This is a genomic window from Pseudoalteromonas sp. SR43-5, assembly GCF_014163835.1.
GTDB lineage: Bacteria > Pseudomonadota > Gammaproteobacteria > Enterobacterales > Alteromonadaceae > Pseudoalteromonas > Pseudoalteromonas distincta.
On the sequence record NZ_JACJEA010000001.1, the window covers coordinates 206,807 to 231,902 of the forward strand.

Annotated in this window: 23 protein-coding genes and 2 pseudogenes; 3 read left to right on the forward strand and 22 right to left on the reverse strand. The window is 36.6% G+C overall.

The window, feature by feature from the left end; genetic code table 11:
- Positions 1-550 precede the first annotated feature (550 nt).
- Genes rfbD through rfbA form a run of 3 tightly spaced genes read right to left on the reverse strand, consistent with a single transcriptional unit; the run spans position 551 to position 2,941 of the window.
- Positions 551-1,450: a dTDP-4-dehydrorhamnose reductase gene (gene rfbD / locus H5090_RS00995; RefSeq protein WP_182694768.1), complete on the reverse strand. Its 900-nt coding sequence runs from the start codon at positions 1,448-1,450 to the stop codon at positions 551-553.
- Between the two features lie 22 nt (positions 1,451-1,472).
- Positions 1,473-2,018, reverse strand: coding sequence for a dTDP-4-dehydrorhamnose 3,5-epimerase (gene rfbC, locus H5090_RS01000; RefSeq protein WP_002958467.1), 546 nt, complete (start codon positions 2,016-2,018; stop codon positions 1,473-1,475).
- An 11-nt stretch (positions 2,019-2,029) separates the two neighbouring features.
- Positions 2,030-2,941 carry a glucose-1-phosphate thymidylyltransferase RfbA gene (rfbA, locus tag H5090_RS01005; protein WP_165723979.1) on the reverse strand — a complete coding sequence of 304 codons (912 nt, stop codon included), beginning with the start codon at positions 2,939-2,941 and terminating at the stop codon, positions 2,030-2,032.
- Positions 2,942-3,229: 288 nt separating this feature from the next.
- On the opposite strand from rfbA, the pseudogene H5090_RS21045 reads away from it, so the two are divergent.
- Positions 3,230-3,277 (forward strand): annotated as a pseudogene (locus H5090_RS21045) (hypothetical protein); the annotation flags it as partial.
- 1,146 nt (positions 3,278-4,423) lie between these two features.
- Here the strand turns inward: H5090_RS21045 and H5090_RS01015 are convergent.
- From H5090_RS01015 to wecA, 5 genes are all read right to left on the reverse strand, one after another.
- Entirely contained in the window at positions 4,424-5,074 is a 651-nt protein-coding gene (locus H5090_RS01015; protein ID WP_182694770.1) for an ABC transporter ATP-binding protein, read from the reverse strand.
- Positions 5,075-5,097: 23 nt separating this feature from the next.
- On the reverse strand, positions 5,098-5,883 hold the full coding sequence (locus H5090_RS01020; protein ID WP_182694771.1) for an ABC transporter permease: 786 nt from the start codon (positions 5,881-5,883) through the stop codon (positions 5,098-5,100).
- Complete coding sequence (locus tag H5090_RS01025; protein ID WP_182694772.1) at positions 5,884-7,611, reverse strand: polysaccharide biosynthesis/export family protein; 1,728 nt, start codon at positions 7,609-7,611, stop codon at positions 5,884-5,886.
- A 7-nt stretch (positions 7,612-7,618) separates the two neighbouring features.
- Positions 7,619-7,945: a DVU3141 family protein gene (locus H5090_RS01030; protein ID WP_002958461.1), complete on the reverse strand. Its 327-nt coding sequence runs from the start codon at positions 7,943-7,945 to the stop codon at positions 7,619-7,621.
- Between the two features lie 111 nt (positions 7,946-8,056).
- Complete coding sequence (wecA, locus tag H5090_RS01035) at positions 8,057-9,088, reverse strand: UDP-N-acetylglucosamine--undecaprenyl-phosphate N-acetylglucosaminephosphotransferase (protein WP_182694773.1); 1,032 nt, start codon at positions 9,086-9,088, stop codon at positions 8,057-8,059.
- Between the two features lie 469 nt (positions 9,089-9,557).
- On the opposite strand from wecA, the gene H5090_RS01040 reads away from it, so the two are divergent.
- Complete coding sequence (locus H5090_RS01040) at positions 9,558-10,931, forward strand: MBL fold metallo-hydrolase RNA specificity domain-containing protein (protein ID WP_182694774.1); 1,374 nt, start codon at positions 9,558-9,560, stop codon at positions 10,929-10,931.
- A 50-nt stretch (positions 10,932-10,981) separates the two neighbouring features.
- Complete coding sequence (locus tag H5090_RS01045; RefSeq protein ID WP_182694775.1) at positions 10,982-11,434, forward strand: REP-associated tyrosine transposase; 453 nt, start codon at positions 10,982-10,984, stop codon at positions 11,432-11,434.
- A gap of 117 nt (positions 11,435-11,551) precedes the next feature.
- On the opposite strand, the gene H5090_RS21050 is transcribed toward H5090_RS01045, so the two are convergent.
- From H5090_RS21050 to neuB, 14 genes and pseudogenes are all read right to left on the reverse strand, one after another.
- Positions 11,552-12,640: a UDP-N-acetylglucosamine 4,6-dehydratase family protein gene (locus H5090_RS21050; protein WP_404936420.1), complete on the reverse strand. Its 1,089-nt coding sequence runs from the start codon at positions 12,638-12,640 to the stop codon at positions 11,552-11,554.
- A gap of 147 nt (positions 12,641-12,787) precedes the next feature.
- Positions 12,788-13,486 (reverse strand): annotated as a pseudogene (locus H5090_RS21055) (nucleoside-diphosphate sugar epimerase/dehydratase); the annotation flags it as partial.
- Between the two features lie 170 nt (positions 13,487-13,656).
- Positions 13,657-14,835: a DegT/DnrJ/EryC1/StrS aminotransferase family protein gene (locus H5090_RS01055; protein WP_182694777.1), complete on the reverse strand. Its 1,179-nt coding sequence runs from the start codon at positions 14,833-14,835 to the stop codon at positions 13,657-13,659.
- Between the two features lie 25 nt (positions 14,836-14,860).
- Complete coding sequence (locus H5090_RS01060; RefSeq protein ID WP_182694778.1) at positions 14,861-15,502, reverse strand: acetyltransferase; 642 nt, start codon at positions 15,500-15,502, stop codon at positions 14,861-14,863.
- Positions 15,495-16,094: a sugar transferase gene (locus H5090_RS01065; RefSeq protein WP_310736299.1), complete on the reverse strand. Its 600-nt coding sequence runs from the start codon at positions 16,092-16,094 to the stop codon at positions 15,495-15,497. Before H5090_RS01065 ends, H5090_RS01060 begins: the two co-directional genes overlap by 8 nt.
- Positions 16,087-17,313: a glycosyltransferase family 4 protein gene (locus H5090_RS01070; protein ID WP_182694780.1), complete on the reverse strand. Its 1,227-nt coding sequence runs from the start codon at positions 17,311-17,313 to the stop codon at positions 16,087-16,089. Before H5090_RS01070 ends, H5090_RS01065 begins: the two co-directional genes overlap by 8 nt.
- Positions 17,314-17,338: 25 nt before the next feature.
- Entirely contained in the window at positions 17,339-18,178 is an 840-nt protein-coding gene (locus tag H5090_RS01075) for a hypothetical protein (RefSeq protein ID WP_182694781.1), read from the reverse strand.
- 1 nt (position 18,179) lies between these two features.
- Positions 18,180-19,220, reverse strand: coding sequence for a hypothetical protein (locus H5090_RS01080; RefSeq protein WP_182694782.1), 1,041 nt, complete (start codon positions 19,218-19,220; stop codon positions 18,180-18,182).
- Between the two features lie 16 nt (positions 19,221-19,236).
- Positions 19,237-20,220 carry a glycosyltransferase family 52 gene (locus H5090_RS01085; RefSeq protein ID WP_182694783.1) on the reverse strand — a complete coding sequence of 328 codons (984 nt, stop codon included), beginning with the start codon at positions 20,218-20,220 and terminating at the stop codon, positions 19,237-19,239.
- A 28-nt stretch (positions 20,221-20,248) separates the two neighbouring features.
- Positions 20,249-21,520: a lipopolysaccharide biosynthesis protein gene (locus H5090_RS01090; protein ID WP_182694784.1), complete on the reverse strand. Its 1,272-nt coding sequence runs from the start codon at positions 21,518-21,520 to the stop codon at positions 20,249-20,251.
- Between the two features lie 102 nt (positions 21,521-21,622).
- Positions 21,623-22,327: a cytidylyltransferase domain-containing protein gene (locus H5090_RS01095; protein ID WP_182694785.1), complete on the reverse strand. Its 705-nt coding sequence runs from the start codon at positions 22,325-22,327 to the stop codon at positions 21,623-21,625.
- Positions 22,320-23,381 (reverse strand): nucleotidyltransferase family protein, encoded by a 1,062-nt coding sequence (locus H5090_RS01100; protein WP_182694786.1) that lies wholly within the window; start codon positions 23,379-23,381, stop codon positions 22,320-22,322. Before H5090_RS01100 ends, H5090_RS01095 begins: the two co-directional genes overlap by 8 nt.
- Positions 23,371-24,030, reverse strand: coding sequence for a NeuD/PglB/VioB family sugar acetyltransferase (locus tag H5090_RS01105; RefSeq protein WP_182694787.1), 660 nt, complete (start codon positions 24,028-24,030; stop codon positions 23,371-23,373). The genes H5090_RS01100 and H5090_RS01105 overlap by 11 nt, the downstream gene beginning before the upstream one ends.
- Positions 24,020-25,093, reverse strand: coding sequence for an N-acetylneuraminate synthase (neuB, locus tag H5090_RS01110; protein WP_182694788.1), 1,074 nt, complete (start codon positions 25,091-25,093; stop codon positions 24,020-24,022). Before neuB ends, H5090_RS01105 begins: the two co-directional genes overlap by 11 nt.
- Positions 25,094-25,096: the final 3 nt, after the last annotated feature.

Genomic DNA, 25,096 nt, shown 5'->3' on the forward strand with positions numbered 1-25,096 from the left:
CCGAGAACACAGAGGCGCTTCGCGCTACACAGAGAAGTTATTAGATCTTCTCTTTCACTTCTCTGTGTCCTCTGTGGTGATAATAATCTCTTAATCACTTTATGAGCTTTAGCCCAAAACAATTTTACCACCGAGGGCACAGAGGCGCTTCGCGCTACACAGAGAAGTTATTAGATCTTCTCCTTCACTTTTCTGTGTTCTCTGTGTTCTCTGTGGTGATTAATCTATTTATTAGCGAGGTATAAAACCTCACCTACAAAACATTTTTACCACCGAGAGCACCGAGGCGCTGCGCGCTGCACGGAGAAGTTATTAGTTCTTCTCCTTCGCTTCTCTTTGTCTTCTCGGTGGTGGTGATAATGTCTTAATTACTTACTCTATAAGCGAGGTATAAAACCTCACCTACAAAAATAATTTTACCACCGAGAACACCGAGACGCTTCGCGCTACACGGAGAAGTTATTAGCTTTTCTCCTTCACTTCTCTGTGTTCTCTGTGGTGATAATAATCACTTTATTGGGAGGTACAAAACCTCACCTATAAAATTAACCTATTGGTTAAGTTTTAGCTCTGTTAGCATTGCTTTTAGTTGTGCGCGCCAATGCACTGTTTTTACGCCACTTATTTCTTCAGTCTGAGCTTTATTTAACACGCTAAATGCAGGGCGTTTAGCTGGTGTTGGGTAGCTTGCTGCTGGTATTGCACTAATAGGTATTGATTTAGTTAATAGCCCTTGCTCAATTGCAAGCTCTTGTATTGCTACTGCAAAGTCGTACCACGAGGCAACGCCTGCATCGGTCCAATTTAAAATAGTTGCTTTATTTTCAGTATTTAAAATTTGCTCACTGCTTGCTTTAGCTACTAAAGCCCATAGCATATTCGCCAAACCTGCCGCCCACGTTGGCGTACCAACTTGGTCGCCTACTATACCTAACTGTTCTTTTTCTGCCATTAATCGTAACATTGTTTTTACAAAGTTATTACCAAAAACAGAATAAACCCACGCGGTACGCACTATAGTTGCTTGCGAGCCTAAAATTTCATTAATAGCCTGCTCACCAACTAGTTTAGATGCGCCATAAACGCCCAAGGGATTTGTTGCATCGCTTGCGGTATAAGGCATAGTGCTTGTGCCATCAAACACAAAGTCGGTAGATATATGTATAAGCTTTGCGTCAATATTCTTACATGCATTTGCTAAATTAGCTGCACCTTGCTCATTTACAGCATAGGCTGTATCGGTATCGGTTTCGGCTTTATCAACCGCCGTATAAGCTGCAGCATTAATAACTATATCTGGCGAGTGTGTTATTAGTAACTCGTTCACCTGTTCGGCATTACTAATATCAAGCTCTTTTGAGCCAAAGCATATTAGCTCTACATTGCTTGGGCAGGTTTTTTGTAACTCTGAGCCTAGCTGACCATTTTTACCTGTTACTAATATTTTCATAATGAGTACTTAATTTGGGCTATTAAAATTTTGGGGCGTTTTTAAAGCTAAGGCCGGCTTCGTCTTTAGCTGATAACTGCGGTAACTTACCTTCAACTAATGGCCAATCAATATTTAGAGTTGGGTCGTCCCACTTTATTGAGACTTCAACATTTGGGTTATAAACATCGGTACATTTATATACAAATTCGGCAGTTTCTGTTGTTACATAAAAACCGTGTGCAAATCCTTCTGGCACCCAAAGTTGGCGTTTATTTTCAGCCGAAAGCAACACGCCTACCCACTGCCCAAAGGTTGGCGAACTTTGGCGCATATCTACTGCTACGTCGTATACTTCACCTTGCGTTACACGTACCAATTTACCTTGGGTATTTTGTGTTTGATAGTGTAAGCCGCGCAGTATACCGTGCGCCGATTTACTGTGGTTTTCTTGCACAAAAGTGCGCTCGCCGCAGTGTTGGTTAAATAGCTCTGTGCGAAAAGTTTCCATAAAAAAACCGCGCTCGTCACCAAATACTTGTGGCTCAATAATTTTTACATCAGGGATGCTAGTTTCAATAAATTTCATTTTAATGCCTATTAAAATACAGTTTGATCTAAAAGCGATAATAAGTACTTGCCATAGCCTGATTTTTTAAGCGGCTTTGCTAGCTTTTTAAGCTGTTCTGCATTTATGTAACCCATGCGGTAGGCTATTTCTTCTGGGCAGTTAATTTTTAAGCCTTGGCGTTTTTCTATTGCGCGAATAAAGTTAGCAGCATCAAGCAAATCATCTAGCGTACCTGTATCTAACCAAGCTGTGCCACGGCCCATTATTTCTACGTTTAGCTCTTTATTAGCGAGGTATTGGTCTATTACGTCGGTAATTTCAAGCTCGCCTCGCTCAGAGGGTTTTACATTTTTAGCAAACTCCACTACGCGACTATCAAAAAAGTATAACCCTGGTACTGCGTAGTTAGATTTAGGTTTATCTGGCTTTTCTTCTATTGAAATGGCTTTGCCATTTTGGTCAAACTCAACCACACCATACGATTTAGGGTTTGAAACATGGTAACCAAACACTGTAGCACCTTGCTCGCACTCAGTTGCATTTTGCAGTGATAAAGATAAATCGTGACCATAAAATAAATTATCACCAAGTACTAACGCAGCGCATTGGCCTTGTAAAAAATCTTCGGCTAATAAAAATGCTTGTGCTAGGCCATCTGGACTTGGTTGCTCTTTGTATTCAAATGTAATACCCCATGCGCTGCCATCGCCTAATAGCTCTTTAAAACGAGGTAATTCAGCGGGAGTCGAAATAATTAAAATTTCGGTAATACCGGCCATCATTAAAGTAGATACCGGGTAAAAAATCATCGGTTTATCGTATACCGGCATTAGTTGTTTACTTACGACTTTTGTAAGAGGGTATAAGCGAGTACCTGACCCACCGGCTAAAATTATACCTTTGCGTGCCGACTTTGTGGCAGGTGCTTTTAAAGAGTGCATATAGAATCCTATCTATTAATTTTAATTAAACTTTATAACTTGAAGTTTACCTTAGCTCTTTTACTGTGGCTAAAACTATTTTACCAATACCAAACAGCATTAACTGTAATACTGCAAAGAGTAAAATATTGTAAAGCGTATCTGGGTATTTATTGTCTTGTGGTAGCGTGGCTGACTCAACCACTACTAAATATTTAAGCTGCCTATAAGCCTCAATTCTGGCTTTATCGAGCGATACCTCAGAAGATGTATAACCTTTAAGCGCTAGCTCTAACTCAATTTTTAAGTCAGAAAATTGCGCAAGCACTTCACTTACAGAGGTTCCATTGTTTTTAATATTACTATTGGTGCCTTGCTGAGTAGAAAGCCTATCTCGCTCTAGCTCTAGCTGGGTTTTAAGTGCGCTCAGCTCCGACGCTAGTATAACTACTTGCGGGGCTTTTTCAGTCATGGTTGAGCGTAGCCCTTTTAGCTCTGCACTTTTAGTGGCTATTTGCCCCTCAAGCCCATAGGTTATTTGCTGCAGTGCCATGCCTTCGGCCTCTGGGTCTAGTAAGTTATTTTTTTGCTGAAATGCAAGGGTGTTTTTTTGTGCGTCGCGCAAGCGCTGCTCAATTTTTGCATGTTCCAAACGTATAAACTTTAATTGCGCATCAGCTAATTGGTGGCCTATTGAGTTTATATACCACTCTGCGCGATTAACTATTGTTTGCGTTAGAGTGTTTGCAAATTCAGGCGTAAAGCCCTGCACTAAAATTTTAATTACACCTGACGCTTCGTCAATTTCGACTGTGGTATGATCTATATAGTACTTTAGTAAATCTTCTATGCTGGCATTACTACTTAAACTCGAAAACACGTCACCGCCATTTTGGTAATGTACTTTTAAATTATTGTGTGTTTGTAAGTAGTTAAGCATATCTTGTGAATGTATGTACGCTTTAGCTATTTCGGTATCGGCCGTCGAGTTACCACCCACACCTAGGCCACTAAGTAGCGCCATTGACGGGTCCATTGTTGCCATGCCGTCGGGCTGCTGAATTATTAATTGTGCACGGCTCTCATATCTAGGGGCTGCTAAAACGAGTTGGTAAAAAGCAAACAATATAAAAGGCACAACCAATAGTACAAACCACGGCTTAGTAAATAAGTGTAGGCCGCGCTTATTATTTAACTTAGCCATAGCAGTTTGCTTTACGTTCGGTTTTGCATTTTGCTCGGTAGAGGTACTTGTTTGTGCTTTACCCGGTTGATTATTTATTTTATTAGTAAGCCTAGTTAGCTCTTTTTGTATATATTGATTTGTAGGATCAATATTACGGGCGCGCTGCATAATACGCCTAGCTAGGTATACATCATTTTTCTCTAGTTCCTGAGCAAGCCTCATGAGCTTTTCGCCATTGTGCCAAATAGTTTTATCGGTTTTTTTTGCTAGCTCGGTAAAGCGTTGTTCTATTTTTTCTACCGCTTGTTGACTCATAATTATAATGCCTGGTAATGAGCAATTCCTTGCTCTAAATCATTGTAAAAAGTAAGTTCGCCTTGGTGCAATACAATGGCGCTATCACAAAAATGGCGCAGTTCGTCCATTTCGTGGCTTACCATTATCACATTAGCATTTTTACTTTTTTGTGTGAGGGCTTCGCGTGTTTTTTTTCTAAAGCTTGCATCGCCCACCGAGGTAACCTCATCTATTAGGTATACGTCAAAATCTATACCTATTGAACAAGCAAATGCTAGGCGGGGTTTCATACCGCTAGAGTAAGTTTTTACTGGTAAATCAAACTTTGGGCCTAGCTCGGCAAATTGGCGTACACTGCGTACGTACTGATCTAAATCGGCAACACCGTTAATCATTCCTATAAAGCGGGCATTTTCGGCGCCACTCATTTGCGGGTGAATTCCTGTGGCAAGCGCTACCGGCCACGATAAGTGAAGGTCAGTAATTATTTCACCTTTATTGGGGTATTCGCTGCCAGCAAGCATTTTAAATAACGTAGATTTACCTGCGCCATTAGAGCCTAAAATAGCAATGTTATGGCCGCTAGGTATTTCAAAGCTTATATTTTTAAAAATATATTGGTTACCTAACGTAGAGGGGTAGTACTTGGTAACATTTTGCAGCTTAATCACTTAATACTCCTTGTTGCATAAGGTTACCTGCTTAGCGCCTGTTTCCACGAAACGTGGTAAACAGCTAAAGCAAAAAACAATAATACAATCGTACAAGCTAATAAATAAAACTCACTTACTGCCTCTGTAGGGTAAGTACTATAAGCCGCATGACGAGTTAATTCTATTGCATGCAAAAGTGGGTTCCAATCTAAATATGACCAGTACTCTTTGGGTATATCCTCCATCGAAAAAAATACACCCGATATAAAAAACAAAGGCCTAGTTAAAATACCTCGTACTTTAGTAATTTCAGGTACATAACATTGCCCAATAGCAAATAGTAACCCGAGTGACATCGCTATAATCCATACAGCAAAAACGTTTGTTATTAAAAATAATGGATTGTCTATATTAATATCCATTTTAAGTAAAAACATTAGTAATAAAATAAGTACAAAAACAAATAGCTTAACTAACAAATCAAAAAAACTACTGGCCACAACGCTACTAATTGGCTGCACTTGCCTAAAGGCAAATAAGGCCTTATTTTTTTTTATTGAATTTGCTGAGTTATTTAAAGTTTCTAAAAACAATTGAATTAACAGCATGCCGTACATCATAAATTCGAATGTGGGCACCGTGTGTGAGTCGCTACCTGAGATCAGGCCGCGTAAGTACGATAGTAAAAATATAAAGCTTAATGGCTGAAATACCGCCCACGCAAGCCCTAGCTTATCGTTAAAGCCTGTGCGGATTTCGCGTACAAAAAGGGCAAATATAACGTCGCGCCATATTGCCCAGTTATTACGTTTAAGTACTGTGGTCATTTAGGTGGCCACATTTGCCGCAATAGCAATTTGATAAATTATTTGCGTTATATCTTTAACCGATTGCAAAAACTTGGTGTCTACTTTTGGTAGTACCAAAATTTGGTCACCTGGTTTTAAGGTGCCGTAAGCGTCTACGTCTATCATGCCGTTAGGGTGTATAACCATTATTTGGTCGTAATTGGCTCGTTCGCTGTAGCCACCCGCCCATGCTATGTAGTCGTCAATTGTTGCATTTGGGTTGTACACAAGCGCTTGTGGCATGAGCACTTCGCCACCTATGTGTATTAAATCAGTTTTTGCTGGTATGTGTATTACATCCCCCTGCTCTAACCTAATATTTGCAACTTGACCTTGATCAGAAATAACTACTTTGCCAAGTGGAACCGCTTTGCGGGCACGTTCGGTAAACTCTAAAATCATTTTACCTTCTTCGGCTCTTATTTTAGCTTCTCCGTCGGACGACGCAGGGGCGGTAAATATGCTGCGCTCTAATCGGTCTAACGCTTGGTCAATCATCTCTTTTTGTTTTTTAGCTACGCTTTTACGCTGTATATAAATTGACTTGTAGTCAGCAAGGTCTTTATTTATTTGTATATTGGCAAGTAAGTCGTGCAAGCGTGTGTTATTTTTTACTGCAAAGTACGAAGGCCCTAAATAACTGCCAGCTACCTGAATGTCGAGTACCTGCGCACGTATATCGTCGTTAAAAATAAGGCGGTCGCCATCTTTAAGTGTAAAGCTTTTAAACTCGTTGTAAGGTAAGTAAACCGAAAATGGGCCTGTTTTACGGTCGCCTACTATTCCTACGTGGCTTACTTTAGCAAGTGGCAAGGCAAATTTTGCTAGTTGCTCTCCCGTTGCTTGATTATCTTTAAACTCAAACCTAAATGGTGCTCTTACACTTCCTGATACAACAACTGTTGCCTTTTGGCGCTCAACTAAAATTACGTCGTTGTCTTTAAAGTTAAACTTAGGGAGGTAACCACTTAGTATAAAGTCGTATAGGTCTATATTTTGAATTACTTTATCGTCTCGTAATACCTTTATAGAGCGGTAACTTCCTCGCTCAGAGTCTATTCCACCGGCTCGCTTTAAGTAGTACAAAATACTGTCGGAGGCTATACCTGCATATTGCCCAGGACGAACAATGCTACCACTTATGTAAACACTCACTGGCGTTGCTGTAAGTAAGTTTACGTATATTTGTACGCTACTTTTATATACTTCTTTTATTTTATTGCTTACGTAACTATTTAGCTGGCTTGCTTTTACGTCTGCTACGTATACAGGACCTACATTAGTTATGAATAAATTACCTTGGTTATCAACCGTTATAACTTCTGATTGATTTATTGCACCCCACAGCCAAATAGAAACTTTGTCGCCTGGTGCTATTGTATAGTCATCGTTTAAACCATCTTGGCGCTCACTTTCGTAACCTCCTGCAAATAAGTTTGCACCATATGGAGGTGGTAAGCCAAGCTCTGGAGTAGGTAGTAATTCAGCCGCTGACATTTCGCCTGGTAATAATGTTCCAGAACGCCCTTGTTTATTATATGTTCCATTTTGTAACGCAGCATTAGGTAGTTGCGTTTGAGTTGTACCTGCGCTTTCAAGCTGGCTTAAAGACATTTGTTCTGCTGCAGTAACATTAGCGCTAAATAGACTAAAGGTAGAGCAGGTTAATATTAAAAATGTTTGAAATATTTTGCTTAGCATGTTCATAAAGGGCTTAAGCTCCAAAGCTAATTTGGTTGTTTTTGTTTTCAATTACTTGAGGCGTTACTACCCATTGCTGGTTGGTATTTTTACACACAGCTCGACGTTCTTGTTCGGCTAATTGTTCTGCTCTTTTTAAATAAACCACTCTACAGTTTTCACCCAATGCTGACGTATATTGCAGGCCTAATGTAAACTCAATATTATTGTATTGCCCTGTATAGCCTTGCGGCTTAGAGTCTAATACATCACTTAAATACGTGGGTAATGCGCTAGCACTGTTAGATTTTATTGGTTCGTCTATTAGAGCACGTGTGGCATGAAGAACAGGAGGTGACATAGCACAGCCTGTTAAAAACAGAAAAGGGAGAAGTGATACTATAACTTTATTATTTTTCATTATTTATTTTCTAATCTATTGGTAAGTAACAAAATAAAATCCTTGATGTGGCTAAATTTTCGTTAGCTTTTTCCATACTTGTTTAGTAATTGCCGAATAACACATAAAAAACAATAAAAAAGACACTAGCATTATCCACTCTGCAACTGCATAAACTTCAGCTAAACAACCTAGTAGGGCAAGTATACTTGCACCAGACGAAATAACAATAAGCGAAAATCGATGGCTGTAACCTGCTGCTTCAAAAATATGATGCAAATGCTGTCTGTCAGCCTGAAAAGGGGATACACCTGATTTGACTCTTCGCATTATTACTGTTGCCATATCCATTAAAGGTACAGCAATTATATACAAGGCAGTTACAGGTCTTAATGCTGGCGCATCTAACTCTATCCCTATTACCATAAGCCAAACTAGAGTTAAGCCTATGAGCATATTGCCTGAGTCACCCATAAATATTTTTGTGACTGAACTGTGTAGTTTAAGATTAAATATTAAATACCCTAATAAGGCGGCAATAAATAAAAAAGGCAGCAAATACCATGCATTAGTTACTCGACTTAGTAAAAACGCCAAAGCAGTAAATGCAACTACACTGAGTAAACCGACTAATCCATCCATGCCATCCATCATGTTAATAGCATTGATTCCTGCAATAATGGCAATAACCGTTAATACAATTCCAAACCCTGCTAATTTGAGTTCAAACCAACCTAAAATATATCCTAAGCTGTGTAAGTAGATCTCTGTTCCAAATATAACTAACGAGGCTACAAGCACTTGTGCAACAAGTCGGATTTTTACCGAGAGTTGATAACGATCATCTAAAGTACCCAAAAAAAGTACCAACGCTGATGCAACTAAATAAATATTTAAGTTTCTGCTGTGTTCTATAAATAACATTGAAGTAATTAACACGGCTAAATAAATTGCAATTCCGCCAACTAAAGGAATGTTTCCTTTATGTATTTTTCTATCGCAAGGGAAGTCAACCAACCCTGTTTTTACAGCAATAGGATTAATCACTTTTATGGCAACAAGTGAGATAATAAACGTAATTGAGAGAGGGAGCCAAAAATCCATTATGTATCCATATGTGTAAAAGTATAGCTAAAGCGCAACGAATATGTACTTCTCATAAGTATACAAAACCTTTACATTTATGCATGGCTAATTACAACTATATTATCAAGACAAAGCACTTAAAACACATGATTTATCACTAGTTTTGTAATGATTTATTTTTTCAATGTTAAAAATAATACCACAAATAGTCGTTTAAAGTACTTCAATACTATTACAGCTTTAATTCTATCTCTCGATAACCGACCATAGCGTGCAATCGACAGTATGGTAAATAAATATGGTTAAATATAGCCTGAACGTTGATCTACGACAGCTAAATTATAAATAAATTAGGAATTAAGTTTTAATAAAGAAAATATGCTTTCTTTATTATTAAAACACAGCGGCTATACCCTACCTTGAATCTTTGTAATTTAACTTCTACTGTAAATATCATTACAAAAACGACTAATTACTGTGAGCCATCATGCAAATACTTCACCACGGAGCGGTTAATGGAGTTACCGGTTCGTGCCACGAGCTAGTAATTAACGAGCAAACAAGTGTGCTTGTTGATTGCGGATTATTTCAGGGTGAGGATTCTAAAGCAGACCTTTCAATAGAGTTTAATATTACCCATGTTACTGCGCTTATTGTTACCCATTGCCATATTGACCATGTTGATCGAATTCCTTACTTGTTAGCAGCCGGTTTTAAAGGCCCTATTTTTACAAGTATTGCATCGGCCAGTTTATTACCTTTGGTAATTGAAGATGCTTTAAAAGTAGGTGTAACCCGCGACCCTAAAATTATAGCTGCCTGCTTAAGCTTATTAAATAAACGCATAATTGCTGTTGATTATAAAACGTGGTTTGAACTGCCTTCCAAAGCGCCCGGCAAAGCTAAGGCGAGGTTTCAGCGTGCAGGGCATATATTGGGTTCTGCCTACGTTGAAATTGATATTACAAATAATGATAACAACAAACATCGCGTTGTATTTTCAGGAGACTTAGGCGCGCCGTATACCCCACTACTCCCTTCACCTAAAGCGCCTTATAAAGCCGACACCCTAGTTATTGAATCAACCTACGGTGATAAAAATCATCAAGGCCGTAAAGAGCGCACAAAAACGCTAAAAAACATTATTGAACGCGCCGTAGCCGACAACGGCGTTATTTTAGTACCGGCTTTTAGTATTGGCCGCACACAAGAACTGCTATACGAGCTAGAGCAACTCATACATGGCTCATCTAAAAAATCTAAGTGGCGAGACATTCACGTAATACTCGACTCCCCTATGGCAGCCAATTTTACCGAGCAATACAAAAACTTTAAACACTTATGGGATAGCGAAGCTAAACGCAAAGTTGCAAACGGTAGGCACCCGCTCGATTTTAAAAACCTAACTACGGTTGATTCACACAAAGAGCACATGGCTGTTATTAACTATTTAAGTACGCGGCAAACGCCAGCCATAATATTAGCGGCAAGTGGTATGTGTACTGGTGGGCGAATAGTTAATTATCTTGAGCGATTTTTAAATGACAAAACCACCGATGTATTATTTGTAGGTTACCAAGGAAACAAAACGTTAGGTCGCGAAATTCAAAAATATGGCCCACGTAATGGGTATGTTTTTATAAACGATGCTCGCATTACTATAAACGCCAAAGTACATACAATTAGTGGCTATAGCGCCCACGCCGATCAAAACGGATTAATTAATTTTGTAACAGGTATGCATAAAAAGCCAAGCCATATAAAAATTGTACATGGCGATGATGATGCAAAAAATGCGTTAGCAGCAAAGTACAAAGAGATATTAAGTAGTGAAGTTAAAATAGAGATTGGTAAATTGTAGGCGAGAAGCTTGCTCACGCTATTTAATTTATTAAAATGGAAATTAATTATATGGCAAACACACATAAACGTTTAAAAGGACGCTGCACTTCGGTAAACGCTTATTACTCTATTACAATTTGTTGTGATTTTCGTAAGCCATTATTTGCTAACTTTTTATGTGCACGGTTAATTGCGAGTGAACTCATTAAATTTTCAAAAAACAATTCACTTAATACTATCTGCTACGTAATCATGCCTGATCATATACATTGGATTTTACAGTTAAATAGTAGCCTTAACCTTTCAAACCTAGTTAGGAATTTTAAAAACATTACAACTTATAGACTTAATAAACATAGCGGTACGCATGGAAGGATATGGCAATCAAATTACTATGACCACAAAATAAGGAATAATGAAGATTTAATAGGTCAAGCGAGGTATGTAGTCGCAAACCCTTTACGTGCTGGCTTAGTGGACAACATAAAGAAATACCCATATTGGGATTGTGTTTACTTGTAAAGAGGTGGCTTTAATGCGCCAGCAAGCAAGGCGCCTACGTGCTCACTACAGCGAGGGGGAAAATCCACGTAGGCATGTCATTCCCTACAAACATCAAACTATTGCAATCTATTCGCTTTAGGAGCCACTTACGTTTGGTAAAACTGTAACATTCGTTTGATTATTAAATTTTTGTTTCCAGTTTAAATCACAAATACCGTCAGTTGGTGAAAAAGCAGTAGGTGCGGTTAAAAGTAATCTACGTATTTCTTGATGATCGGTTTCGTCACAGGCTAACTTAAGCTTATCTAAAAATGGAGACAGTTCGCTCCATGGCATTTTAATTTCTTGTGCACTTAGGATTCTTGGATGGTCGGTGCCAATAACGTTGTCTCCTATAAGGAGCTCTTCAAAAAGCTTTTCACCCGGGCGTAAACCTGTGCATTGTATTTCTATATCGCCGTTTGGTCGTTTTGCGTGTTTAACTTCAAGCCCTGACAAGTGAACCATTTTAATAGCTAAATCTTTAATTTTAACAGGCTCACCCATATCGAGTACAAACACGTCACTTCCCACACCCATTGCGCCGGCTTGAATAACTAGCTGAGCTGCTTCTGGAATTGTCATAAAGTAACGGGTTATGTCTTGGTGGGTTAGTGTTATTGGACCACCCGCTTTAATTTGCTTTCTAAACAGGGGTACAACAGAACCTGACGATCCTAAAACATTACCAAATCGAACCATGGTAAAGCGTGTTGTGTCTTGGATTTCAGATAGCCCTTGCAGTACTAATTCAGCCATGCGCTTAGTAGTACCCATTATATTTGTTGGGCGTACTGCTTTATCTGTTGATATAAGAACAAAAGTTTCTACCTTTGTATATATGGCTGCAGTTGCTAAGTTATAGGTGCCGTAAACATTATTACGTACGCCTTCTACAACATTGTGTTCAACTAAGGGTACATGCTTATACGCTGCGGCATGGTAAACAGTTTGAACACTAAAAGTAGAAAATGTTGACTCAACTAATTTTTTATTTTGAATAGAGCCCAGTATTGGCAGTATTTCAATATTTAAGTCATTTTTGGCACAAAACTCTGATAACTCTTTTTCAATTGCGTAAAGCGCGAACTCAGAAAGCTCAAATAACACTAACTTAATCGGACTATTTTTTACTATTTGCCTACAAAGCTCAGAACCTATAGAGCCGCCTGCACCTGTAACCATTACAACTTTATTGGCTATATTTGCCGACATTAAATCTTGGCTAGGTTGAACTGAATCACGGCCTAGCAGGTCGTCAATTTCAACATCTTTTACTTCATCAAGATTAGTTGTCCCTGCAACAATATCTGCCATTCCGGGAACAGTCATAACTTGTAATTTAAATTTTTCTATTGCGTTAAGTACTTCTTTTCGACGACTACGAGATGTACTTGGTAGTGCCAACAATATTTTATTTGCACATTTTTGCTTTGCGATTTCAGCTATTTGCGACGGTGCGTGCACACAAATACCTTGAATTAACGATAAATGCTTTTTAGGGTCGTCGTCTATAAAGGCGACTGGTGAGTATTCAGGGCCATTTGCTAAGGCTGTTGCTAATTGGCGGCCAGCAGAACCTGCTCCATAAATAATTACGCCTTCTTTGCGGCGCATAGTTATTTGGCCAACTACAGCTCGCACGGTTAGCCTTGCACCACCAACAAATAAAATACAAAAGCTGGCATAAATAAAAGGAACTGTGCGTGGTACTGGCGCACTAAGAAAAAAAGATAAAATAGTTAAATAAACGGTCGAAAGTACTACACCGGCAATAATGGCCCACATAGCTTGAGTGTTCATATAGCGCAGCACAGCTCTGTAGAGCCCAAGCTTTACAAAGCTTAATAAGCTAAGCGGCAATAATGCTGATAATAAAATCCAAGTATGTGTATTTTTTAAAACGACGGTGCTGTCTAGCCTTAATAAAAAAGCCAGCCAAAAAGCAACAATTATAAATACGCTATCGATGAGGAGAGAAATAATTCTTTTTTGAGGACGAGGTAAATTAACTAAAAATTTTAAAGACACAATACATTTCCCTGAAGCTAGCAGTAAGACTACTATTCTATTGATTACAATTTTACTACAAGATGAACAACTATTGCACTTAATAAATAAAGACTATATGTAAATATTTATATAGTCTTTATGTATTTGGTTATTTTTTGTTAGTAAACGTTATCGTTAGGTATATGCTTTTATTTTAAAGAAGCTAAAACAAGCACTTCGTTGATTATTTGAGCTGTTTTACCTATTTCACTTTCAGTCAAAGTTGGATGAACCAAAAACATAATTGACGTTTCTCCTAGTAGTACAGCATTAGGTAAACGTTTTTTAGGTCTCCAAGGGGTATCATCAAATGCTTTTTCAAGATAAACCTCTGAACAACTACCTTGGAAACACGGTACACCACGTTCCGTAATTTCGTTTACTATACGGTCGCGATCCCAATCATTAGCCAAACATTCTGGTTTTATAAACATATAGTGCTTATATTGAGCATGTTCGATATGTTCTGGTACATTAACTAATCTTATACACTCAAAATTCTCTGCAGCACTATAGAGCAATGTACTATATGCTTGGCGTTTTGCGGTCCAATCAGCCATACGCTTTAGCTGAATACGACCTATAGTAGCTTGCATTTCGGTCATACGCCAATTAGTGCCAAAGCTCTCATGTAGCCATCTAAAACCTGGTGGATGCTCTCTATTATAAATAGCATCAAAGCTTTTCCCGTGGTCTTTATAGCTCCACATGCTTGACCATAACTCTTTTGAGTTAGTCGTTACCATGCCGCCCTCGCCGCCTGTGGTCATTATTTTATCTTGGCAGAAACTCCATGCACCTATGTGACCAATGCTTCCAACAGAACGACCTTTATATTTAGCACCATGCGCTTGTGCACAGTCTTCAATTACATAAAAACCATGTTCTTTGCTGAGCGCCATTATTTCATCCATTTCCGCTGGCATACCTGCTAAATGAACAACAATAACTGCTTTAGTTTTTGGTGTAAGTACTACTTTTATAGATTCGGCGGTAATAGCTTGGCTATTCAGATCGACATCTGCAAATACAGGTGCCGCTCCTGATGTAACAATACTTGAAGCAGATGCTAAAAAGGTGCGTGGTGTAGTTATTACTTCATCACCAGCGCCGATGTTTAATGCTTTGAGTGCAAGATCAAGTGCTAATGTGCCATTACCTAACGCTATTGCGTATTTGCTGTCAGCCCAGCTTGCAAATTCTTTTTCAAACTCACGGCCTTCAGTACCCGTCCAATAATTTACTTTATTAGATAAAATAACACGGCTAACTGCATCGGCTTCTTCTTGTGTAAAGCTAGGCCATGGGGAGAATGGGGTATTTAACATGAAATTCCTATAAGATTTAAAAGGCTTAACTATTTTCTGAAACTTTAATGCAGGGAGAGCCATAAGCAATTACACCTGATGGTATATCTTTAACAACCAAACTACCTGCACCAATTAATGTATTATCGCCAATATTAATAAGTTGTTTTACTTTACTTCCAATACCTACCCAACTACTTCGCCCGACGTAAACTCCGCCAGCTAACGAAGTACCAGGACAAATATGGGTAAAGTCACCTATTTTACAATCATGCTCAATTATAGCTGAGGTATTAATTATACAGCCACGACCTATTACTGCGAAAGCGTTAATAATAGCGTTGGCAGCTATAACAGACCCAGAATCTATTTGAGCATATTTACTTATAATTGCACTTGGGTGTATTAGGATTGGAAGTGTGTAGCCATTTTTGGCTAACGTTTTTATTTTTTCTTCTCGAGTATTATTGTGACCTATAGCAACAGCAACATTAATGTTGTTACTAGGTACATTCAGCAAATCTGAAAATGTACCTACAACAGACCAATGCTCTATATTTTTTTTATTAGGATAGGCATCATCATAAAAGCTAACACTAAAGCCTAGCTGCTCCGCAATATCAGCTATTATTTTACCGTGGCCGCTAGCTCCTAAAATAGCCAGCGTTTTTAAAGCTGGCTTAGTCATTATTAGAACCTTTAAAAGGCTCAATAGTTACGTGCCCATCAGCACTGATGCCCTCTCTTACAAAAACTTTTTTTACTGTTAACAGTAATATTTTTATATCGAGGAGGAAACTTTTATTTTCTACATACCATACATCAAGCTTAAACTTTTCATCCCAGCCAATTGCATTACGACCATTTACTTGTGCCCAACCTGTTATACCAGGTCTTACATTATGGCGTTTAGCTTGTTCTGAGTTATACAGCGGTAAATACTGTACTAGTAGTGGCCTTGGCCCAACTAAGCTCATATCGCCTTTAATAACATTAAACAAGCCAGGTAGCTCGTCTAAACTGGTAGAACGTAAAAAAGCACCAAATTTAGTCATTCTTTCGTTATCCGGAAGCAAGTTACCGTGCTTATCTTTGGCATCGAGCATGCTTCTAAACTTCATCATTTTAAACACTTTACCGTTTAAGCCAGGGCGGTCTTGCGTAAACAAAATAGGTGAGCCCAATTTGATCCTGATTAACACAGCAACCAGTAATATAACTGGAAGTAAAATCAAAAATACAATTATTGAAACCGTTAAGTCAAAAAGATACTTAATCATTAATAGCATCCTGTAGCGTTTTTTCGACTCTTGTAGCCATCACGTCTCTAGAAAAATGTTCATAAGCTAGTGTTTTACAGCTATTCACGGCTGCTTCGTAATCAGATTTACTGTCAAGAAAGTCACTAATAAGCATACTAGATGCCTTGTAATCATCCGCATCTAAAACTAAGCCACATTTGTGTTCTTTAATGAAGTCTTTTTGCCAACCACCGTAATTAATTGCGATGGGCGTTTTTGAAGCTAGTGCATCAAACAGCTTATTTGCAGAATTATGCCACATCTCTTTTACTGGACCGAATAATGACAAAGATAAGTCTGCGGCAGATAATAAACGAACTATTTCTGTTTTTGGTACTGGGTCAAGAAAGTATAGGTTTTTATTGTAAACACCTAGCGCTCTTGCTTCGCTTATTATCTTCTCTTTTTCCATCCCGTCACCAATTGCAACAAAACATAAATTTGGATTAGAGTTCTGCGCAGCTTTTGCCAAGCCCACAATATAGCTCACATTATTAATTAGACCGAATGTACCCGTATATACAATAAGTTTTCTACCATTAACAAAACCTAACTTAGATTTTAAATAATCGATGCCAACATCTTCACTAACATCAAACAAACTCGTATCACAACTATTTGTAGCAAGGGTTACTTTACCAGGTGAAATTCCATGCTTTATTATTCCATCACACATGCCTGGTGAAAGACCAATCAATCTAGTTGAATTTTTATAGGTATATTTTTCTAACCATGTTGCAAATTTTATTATTAATTTATTTTTTATCACGCCAGCAGCCACAGGCAATTCTGGCCAAAGATCACGCACCTCAAATACTAGAGGCCTTTTTTTGCACTTAGAGTAAATCACACCGGGTATTGCAATAGTTAAGGGTGTACTTGTAGCAAAAACCACATCGGCTTTGATAGAAAAAGATTTAACTGTTGAGCTTACTGAAAATCTAATAAATTTTAAAATTCGCTTAAAAAAACTATCTTTATTTGAATATGCTAGATGTAGAACGTGTAGTTTTATACCTTCAATATCTATAAGGTTCCAACCATGGTTTAGATTATAGTTTTCTGAAAAATAAGCCGAGCTAGTAATAAATGTAACATCATGACCACTTTTAACTAGTCGCTTGGCCATTTCATAAGATCGTGTTCCAGCATTTGACTCAGGCGTAGCAAAGTATTGATGTAGATATAATATTTTCAAAAAAACCTCAATTTATAATTTCATTTTAACGTTCAAAAGGTATATTAAAATATTTTAAACCTTTTTCTATTTGTATTGTATTTTTATTATCACCCACATTAATACTTTCAAGGCTGTCTGCATTGAAATAAAATACAGGAACAAAATGAATGCTTTCTTCAGATACTAACCTTGATGCAACTCCTTGCTCTAAACAGCATAACTTGTACCAGATATCGTCGGCTGTAGGGCAATAAGTCAGAAAAGCTTCTTGATCAAAAAAATGTTCATTTAATATTTTGATCGGATAGCAAACACCTGAAACACCTGTGGGTAATATCCAATCTGACAGGTTATTCGACAATGGCCATTTTGAATAATCTAGTATTTTATTATCTGAATCAAACGATATAGTCTTGCCTCGGTAACATAAAACCTCATCATTCCTCTCTTTAATATTATTTGAGAAGCCAGATAAGAAGTTTTTAGGGTAGAAAATATCATCGTCAACTGTTACTACAAAATTATAATCCTCGTAATCTTCAATCATATTGATACAAGATAGTTTTTTATATGAGCGAATATTTTTTTCTACAACTTTTATCTCAAGTCCACGCGCTTCTAAACGAATTAAGCTCCTTGGCATTCCCTTAGTTGGGATGTCCTCTTCGCATAAAAAAAGAACAACTTTAGAAGCAGGCTCATCTTGATTAAATAAACTTTCGATGGTTAAATAAACTCGATTTATTCTTTTATTATATGTAGTAAGAGACACTAAGAATTTGGAGTTGTTATCAGGCTGTCTTCTAACTACATTCGATAAACGATTAACTAAAAAATAATATATATTTTTAGTTAATGACAATATTAATTTTTTTATTCTCAAGCTAATACCTCTTTGCGTGATAAATTTTTAATAAAAGATAAATATAAATAAAATCAAAATATGTGAAAAATAAAACAGAATCTGTAGACGCCCTCAGCAGAAGGCCAAAAAATATGCATTTAAGTTCCAAAGGGGCGCGCATAATTAAGGCTATAATTAAATATATAATCGACATGACGCCTAAATTAGCATACAAGGAAATTAATGAGTTATGTGGTGCGTACTCACCTATAGCTAACGTTCCACAGTATTCACCATCAAATGCATTCACCCCAAAAGAAAACCTAAATAAATCAATATTATCTATATAACAATCAAGTACTAAAGCTCTAGGATCTACAGCTCTAGCCCCTTCAAACCGCTGGACAATAGTTTCAATTAAAAAATAAATTTCATCAAAAAAACTAACTAAAAAAACTAGCATAACTGAGATAATAAATAAAAATTCTTTAGTCTTGCTTTTGCTTTCCGATAAAAAAATGTAACTTAATAAAATAAATAATGTTGAAATTATGCCGCTTCGTCCTAGTGTTACACTACTAATTATAAAGCTAACTGAAAAAATAATAATTTTTACATTCCGGCTCAATGGAGATGCGTAACAAAAAATAGAAACAACAATCATCCAAATTGAAATAAAATTCCTACTATTCCCAAAGAAAACATCTTCGTTTAAATCAGAAAAGCTCAATATATGAAAAGAAAAATATGATGCTACTAAAATAAAAACCAACCCGCACCAAAATTTAGATGGAGGATTTTGATAAATAAATATTCCTACAACACAAGAGATAAAAAAGAAGTATAGGGGTTGGTAAAAAAGATAATTCCAAAACGAGCTCGTGATTAAAATAGAGACTGAAAAAAACACAATAAAAACAAAATATTCAAATCGCCAGCGAATTAGAAAAACATAAACAATACAAATCACTGAAGCTGCAATTAAAAAGTATTTATTTCCTGACAAAGCGAAAGCAAAAAGTAATAAAATATAAAGGCTGCTTGAAAACAATGAAATAATTTTTAATAGTTGTTGGATCATATAGTTATCAACACCACTACCTAGAAGCTTTATTGTCTTTTGAAAGATCACTTAAAGTGAAACTACCCAAAAGCTTTGATAAAAGCTTTGGCTCACATACACCTTCAACGATAATTTCATTTGCCGATATACCGTATATAGCAGTGGAGTTAACCGTTATTGCTTTTTCAAAATGAAAATCAAAGAAGGATAAAAACTGAGAAGGAAAATGCGATGGTAGCTGAAAAAAGCTCAATCCTTCGAAGTCATATTTCGTCGTTTCTCTTGGATGAGGTTTAATAATTATATTTTTTACTTTATATTTTTCTAATAATTTTTTATACATATTTATCTTCTCAAGTTCTGACATAAAGCCCTCTTCAGAGAAGGGTTGTGTAAAAATTATAGAGGTAGAAAATCGATAATCAGAAAGAATAGCTTCATCAACTTTAAAGATAGAAAAGATTATTTCCTTTTCTATTTCTGAAAGTTGTTTCCACTTAGACTTCAAATCTATATATTCATATTTATTTTTTAATGCCTCGGGGATATTTTTATCATTAGTTAGTAATACTTTTTTGGTAAAAACCTCCCGCCCATGAAAGATCTCAAAGCGAATCGGGAATAATAGTTTATGCAGTCGAGTCGCCTTACCTGGATGCTCGAAATATGTTCTTTCACCATCTTCAATAACAATCGCATGCTTATCCATTACGTTTGAAAAAAAATGATGATCTTGCCCGAAAAAAAGCATCCCTTTAAATTTATTTCTCAATATAGGTTGAGTAATATAATAATACTTAAAATACTTTATAATCTTTGCAATATTACTATCCAATTTTTTGGGAGTATTTATTACAATTTTAGTATTTATGCTTAAATTTATAATTTTATCTAGCTCATCGCCAATAACATAAATAGTATCATTAAGTTTAGCTGGATATTGAAGAATGTATAAGAGTAACCCATGGACATTATTGACTACACAAACATTAGATTTTTCTTTATATTTTTTTTTCATAAAAACTCTTATTAAAAGATAATAACTACTATTTACTTTCAGTGTTATAAAAATACAGCCAAGGCATTTTTACTGCTTTAAATGCATATACCCATGTAAGAAAAAACTGTATCCCTTTAGAAACAGAAAATGCGATAGCAGCTCCTAATATTCCATGCATTTTAACAAGTATGAACATTAATAGTACATTTATTAATCCACAAGTAATTGTTACAAAAGATAATTTAGCTGTTTGTTTTGAGTAAAACATATAATTAGTTACCATGAGGTACATCCCTCCAAAAACTTGCCCCAATAATAGCCAACCGATAATATAGGAAGCATCTGCAAACTGCTTCCCTGCAACAAACGTAACTACTAAAGGACCAATAAAAAAGCCAGCTAATGCAACAAAAATAAGCAAAGCAAAGTAACTATATGTGTTCTTTACAATACTTAACTTTATCGTGTCATCCTCTTTAGCCAGATTTTTAAAAAGCCAAGGTACATAAGATTTGTTTATTGCGTCAAAAACGATTGTTAAAGCACTACTTAATTGAAATGCTAGTAAATATATTCCTGCAGCTGCTAGCCCTAAATTATCATTGATTACATAACGATCTGCACTTGATAACAAGAAAGCACCAAACACATGCGGTACTAAGGGAACTCCGAAGCTTAAAGCTTCAATAATATTTTTTTTGTTCGGCAGACTAAATCTTAATAGTTTATTTTTAACCAAAAAGTATAGGGCTACAATCGAAATAATTATACTTGTGGTAACTAAGGCATCAATTCTTCCACTTGCACCCATAGAATACAGTACAACAAAAGCTAAAGAGGCACATAAATTAAGTAAGCTATTACCAACTTGTAAAGCTCCGTATCTTTTAGCTTCACCTCTGATTTGCCATTGATTTAACCGTAGCTGAATAATGAAAGAGCCTGTAGATACTACTATTGCAAAATAAATCCAGTCACTAGAAATTGATAAAATAGATGCTAGTTCCTCATCAAATATCAAAGTTAGAAGTACAATAAACAAAGTTGAAAAAAAGAGAACCCAGAGACAGGATGTATTGTAGGCTCTTAGCTCACTTTCGGTGACACCTTTATCATAAAATTTACGGCCTGCTGCTCCAACTGTATTTAAACCTATTATACCCGCTAAGCCTGCTATTAATAATTGAAACATTGCAATTTGACCATACTCTTCAACCGATAAATAACGAGTTAATATAGGTAGTAACAAAAATGGTATGGCAGCATTAATTATATTCGCGATAAAATATATTGAGGTCTTTCTGAAGAATGTACTCATTAATATTATTTACCATTAAAAAAGAGCTGATATACGGCTTTAAAGGTTTTCATGACGATCCTTTTTGCTATTAAGTAATTCAAATTTATAAAATTTTGATGATTACTTGGCGTTCATCAAGAATGCTTCAGCTACCCTAAAATCAAAATTATCATCAATATCGATTGAGTGGGACTTATCCATAGCATAAGCAAATGAACGAGGAAGGGATAAATAACTAATTCCTTCTTTAACATGCTTTACATTAAAGAGGTAAATCGCTCCATTAAGTCGGTAGTACTTAGGTAAATCCTGACTTCGTTTCTTTAAAACTGAGTCGGGAATAAAGTTAGATAAGCTAAAATCTGAAGGGAGTGTGTTAGACCACAACGGGGAGTGCTCACACTCAGTAACAGAGACGACAGCATCTGCTGATTTACTCTGAAACATTTCAATTGCACCATCAATATCACCTGTTGTTCTTAATGGCGAAGTGGGTTGAAGTAAAAGTACAAAATCAAATACCTGTCCACTTCTTTCATAATTATCTATTGCGTCAAGCACTACATCCATACTAGTTGCTGTATCACTAGATAGTATATCTGGCCTTAAGTAAGGTACTTGCGCTCCACAACTTTTAGCCGTCTCTGCAATTTCAGAGCAATCAGTGGAGACAAATGTAGAATCTATATATTTAGAATCTAAGCTAGCCTCTATAGTCCATTGAATTAATGGTTTTCCTGCGATTGGTAATATATTTTTTCGAGGTAATCTTTTACTTCCACCTCGAGCAGGGATGATAGCTAAGATCTTTTTTTGATCAATCATTATTAATACCCAAAGTGTAGATATCAACTTGAGCTTTTTTAAAGTCATCATGGCGGCCAATATCCAGCCAATATTCATGTATCGGAAACTTTAAAGTTTTTAAGCCTTCTTTTTGCTTTATCTCAAACAAGCTTGGCATATCTAAATGCTGATTCTTTGGAAGTGAATTAATAATATTATGCGAAATCACATAAATACCTGCATTAACAAAGTAACGATATGTCGGTTTCTCTACCATTGCTGTAATTTCATGACCTTCACCTTCAATAACACCAAAAGGAATTTTTATCTCATAGTCGCGTACGCACATAGTTGCGTCACTATTTTTCTTTGTGTGAAAATCAAGTACTTTTGAAAAGTCGACATTAGTCAAAATATCCCCATTTATCATAATTAGAGGCTCTTTAGGTAACGTATCTGGTAATAATGAAAGCGCACCTCCTGTCCCTAAAGGAGTTTCTTCATATATGTACTCAATTTCAATGCCAAATTGGCTACCATCACCAAAATAGTTAACAATGACTTCAGGTAAATAATGTGTAGAAATATAGAACTTGTAAAAGCCATGACTTTTAAAATTATTAATTAATGTCTCAAGCATTGGTTTATCACCAACTTTGAGCATGGGCTTGGGGCAGTTATCTGTTAATGGCTTTAAACGAGTACCAAAGCCTCCTGCCATAATAAAAACAGGGTTTTCACGTTTTTCAATTACAAGAGTATCGTATAATGTTCTTAGTCCGACGAGCTGCCCCTCATCATTTACTATGGGTAGTGATAATATCTTGCGCGACTGCATTAGAGCTTTTAAATCATGACTATTTAATGAAACGTTAGCGCTGACTGGATTAGTATTCATTATTTCGCTTACTGGTGCAGAAAGCTCTATGCCTTGTAATATCCCCCTGCGAACATCACCATCAGTTACCATGCCAATTAATTTATTGTTATCAACGACCAAAGCAACCCTTAAGGCCTCTTTATCAATAACTCTTAACGCTTCTTTAATTGAAACTGAAGATTCAATCACTACTTTTTGCCAGTTAACTGTCATCTGTTATACCTAATCCTTTAATTACTGAACGCGCACCATACACAACGGAGTTTGATGGGATTGATTTAGTTATATTAGCCCCGACTCCAACTATAGTACTGTGACCTATAGTGATATTATTAATGATATTAACGCCCGTAGCTACGTGCACATTTTTTTCAATTATAACCTGACCACTTAAAGTAGTGCCGGGAGCTAAATGGCAATTTTCACCAATATTACAATCGTGGTCTATAGAAACTGAAGTGTTTATTAAGCTATTTTCACCAATCCGGCTCCCAATATTAACCACACTATTATTCATTATTTGCACACCGCTTTCTAAAATAGAATAATCGGATACTAAAGCAGAATCGGCTATGACTGTTACAAACTCATAACCTAGTTTTCGAAAACGATTATAAACAGTTTCTCTAAATGACTTGTAAGGCATTGAGCCAATACCGTTAACTAATAATATATCTTTTGGACTAAATTTAAGGATGTCGTCATCATTGAAAAAATGTTCTATATTTTCGAAAATTATATGCCCTGCAGTTATCTGTGGAGCAACTACACCAACGATCTTCTTTTTTTGCCTGATAAGAATTTCAGCTAATGCTGCAGCATGGCCTCCGCCACCAATAATTAAAAGAGGTTTATTTTTCATCGAGTAATTGACCAACTAAATAATCTTTAGTAGCTGGAGTACCTAATAGTTTCCAAAAATTAATTGGGGCAATACCATCCCCTGGCCGCTTTACTGAGATAAGCTGTTCAGACAAAATCTCACCTTGTTTAATTGTTTGTGCTGCAACTAAGCTTTTACGAGCGACTACTTTATTTTTTACTTCAGAAGGGCGTGGGCCCTTAATTCCATCACCTAGTATTTTTTCCACAATGCGAATGCTATCAACCATTTCTTTTAATTCGATAGGATCAAGAGATGCTTTGTGATCTGGGCCCGGTAATGCTTTATCAACAGTAAAGTGCTTTTCAATTAAAGTAGCTCCTTTGGCGACAGCCGCAATAGGTACCACTATACCGGCACTATGATCTGAGTACCCTACTTTTAACTTAAATGCACCTTTCATTGTGTTCATAGCATTTAAATTTATATCATTGAATGGAGCTGGGTATTCAGTTGTGCAATGTAAAAGCGTTACTTTGTCTTTTAATAATTGCTTGCCTTGTTCTGAAAAGTAAGCTGTTTGTAAGGCTTCATCTGTTGGGTTACCTTTGGGATTTAAATAACCAAAAGCAATTACCGATAATACTTGCTCGATTTCAGAAAGTGTCGCCATACCTGTTGATACAATTAGATCACAACCTGTTCTTGCGTGCTCAAGTACCAATGGCGCATTTGTTATCTCACCAGATGGTAACTTTAAACGTGTTATTCCTAAATCATCAACTAAAAACGATAGGCTCTCTGAATCAAATGCTGTAGATAAAAACTCAATGCCTAAATCATTACAATATTTAACTAACTTATGATGCGTTTCGTAGCTTAATTCTAATCGCTTTAGCATTGAGTACTGAGACTCTTTTTGGCCACTATTCGTGATCTGATACTCAGCCTGTTGTGCATCTTCAGTAACCAAATTTTTAGCTTTAAAAGTCTGAAATTTGACTATATCAGCCCCAGCTTGATGCGCTGCATCAACAAGAGAAAACGCTAAATCGTCACTGCCATTATGATTAACACCCGCTTCAGCAATAATTAATGTCATAGG

Coding starts and splice junctions, on each gene's coding strand:
- neuB (WP_182694788.1), bottom strand. CDS start 25,093: ATGACATTAATTATTGCTGAAGCGGGTGTTAATCATAATGGCAGTGAC.
- H5090_RS01045 (WP_182694775.1), top strand. CDS start 10,982: ATGGCAAACACACATAAACGTTTAAAAGGACGCTGCACTTCGGTAAAC.
- H5090_RS01040 (WP_182694774.1), top strand. CDS start 9,558: ATGCAAATACTTCACCACGGAGCGGTTAATGGAGTTACCGGTTCGTGC.
- H5090_RS01090 (WP_182694784.1), bottom strand. CDS start 21,520: ATGAGTACATTCTTCAGAAAGACCTCAATATATTTTATCGCGAATATA.
- rfbA (WP_165723979.1), bottom strand. CDS start 2,941: ATGCACTCTTTAAAAGCACCTGCCACAAAGTCGGCACGCAAAGGTATA.
- rfbC (WP_002958467.1), bottom strand. CDS start 2,018: ATGAAATTTATTGAAACTAGCATCCCTGATGTAAAAATTATTGAGCCA.
- H5090_RS01095 (WP_182694785.1), bottom strand. CDS start 22,327: ATGATTGATCAAAAAAAGATCTTAGCTATCATCCCTGCTCGAGGTGGA.
- H5090_RS01020 (WP_182694771.1), bottom strand. CDS start 5,883: ATGACCACAGTACTTAAACGTAATAACTGGGCAATATGGCGCGACGTT.
- H5090_RS01065 (WP_310736299.1), bottom strand. CDS start 16,094: ATGATTAAGTATCTTTTTGACTTAACGGTTTCAATAATTGTATTTTTG.
- H5090_RS01030 (WP_002958461.1), bottom strand. CDS start 7,945: ATGTCACCTCCTGTTCTTCATGCCACACGTGCTCTAATAGACGAACCA.
- H5090_RS01025 (WP_182694772.1), bottom strand. CDS start 7,611: ATGAACATGCTAAGCAAAATATTTCAAACATTTTTAATATTAACCTGC.
- H5090_RS01105 (WP_182694787.1), bottom strand. CDS start 24,030: ATGAAAAATAAACCTCTTTTAATTATTGGTGGCGGAGGCCATGCTGCA.
- rfbD (WP_182694768.1), bottom strand. CDS start 1,450: ATGAAAATATTAGTAACAGGTAAAAATGGTCAGCTAGGCTCAGAGTTA.
- H5090_RS01100 (WP_182694786.1), bottom strand. CDS start 23,381: ATGACAGTTAACTGGCAAAAAGTAGTGATTGAATCTTCAGTTTCAATT.
- H5090_RS01080 (WP_182694782.1), bottom strand. CDS start 19,220: ATGATCCAACAACTATTAAAAATTATTTCATTGTTTTCAAGCAGCCTT.
- H5090_RS01060 (WP_182694778.1), bottom strand. CDS start 15,502: ATGACTAAGCCAGCTTTAAAAACGCTGGCTATTTTAGGAGCTAGCGGC.
- H5090_RS21050 (WP_404936420.1), bottom strand. CDS start 12,640: ATGGTTACAGGTGCAGGCGGCTCTATAGGTTCTGAGCTTTGTAGGCAA.
- wecA (WP_182694773.1), bottom strand. CDS start 9,088: ATGGATTTTTGGCTCCCTCTCTCAATTACGTTTATTATCTCACTTGTT.
- H5090_RS01085 (WP_182694783.1), bottom strand. CDS start 20,220: ATGAAAAAAAAATATAAAGAAAAATCTAATGTTTGTGTAGTCAATAAT.
- H5090_RS01055 (WP_182694777.1), bottom strand. CDS start 14,835: ATGTTAAATACCCCATTCTCCCCATGGCCTAGCTTTACACAAGAAGAA.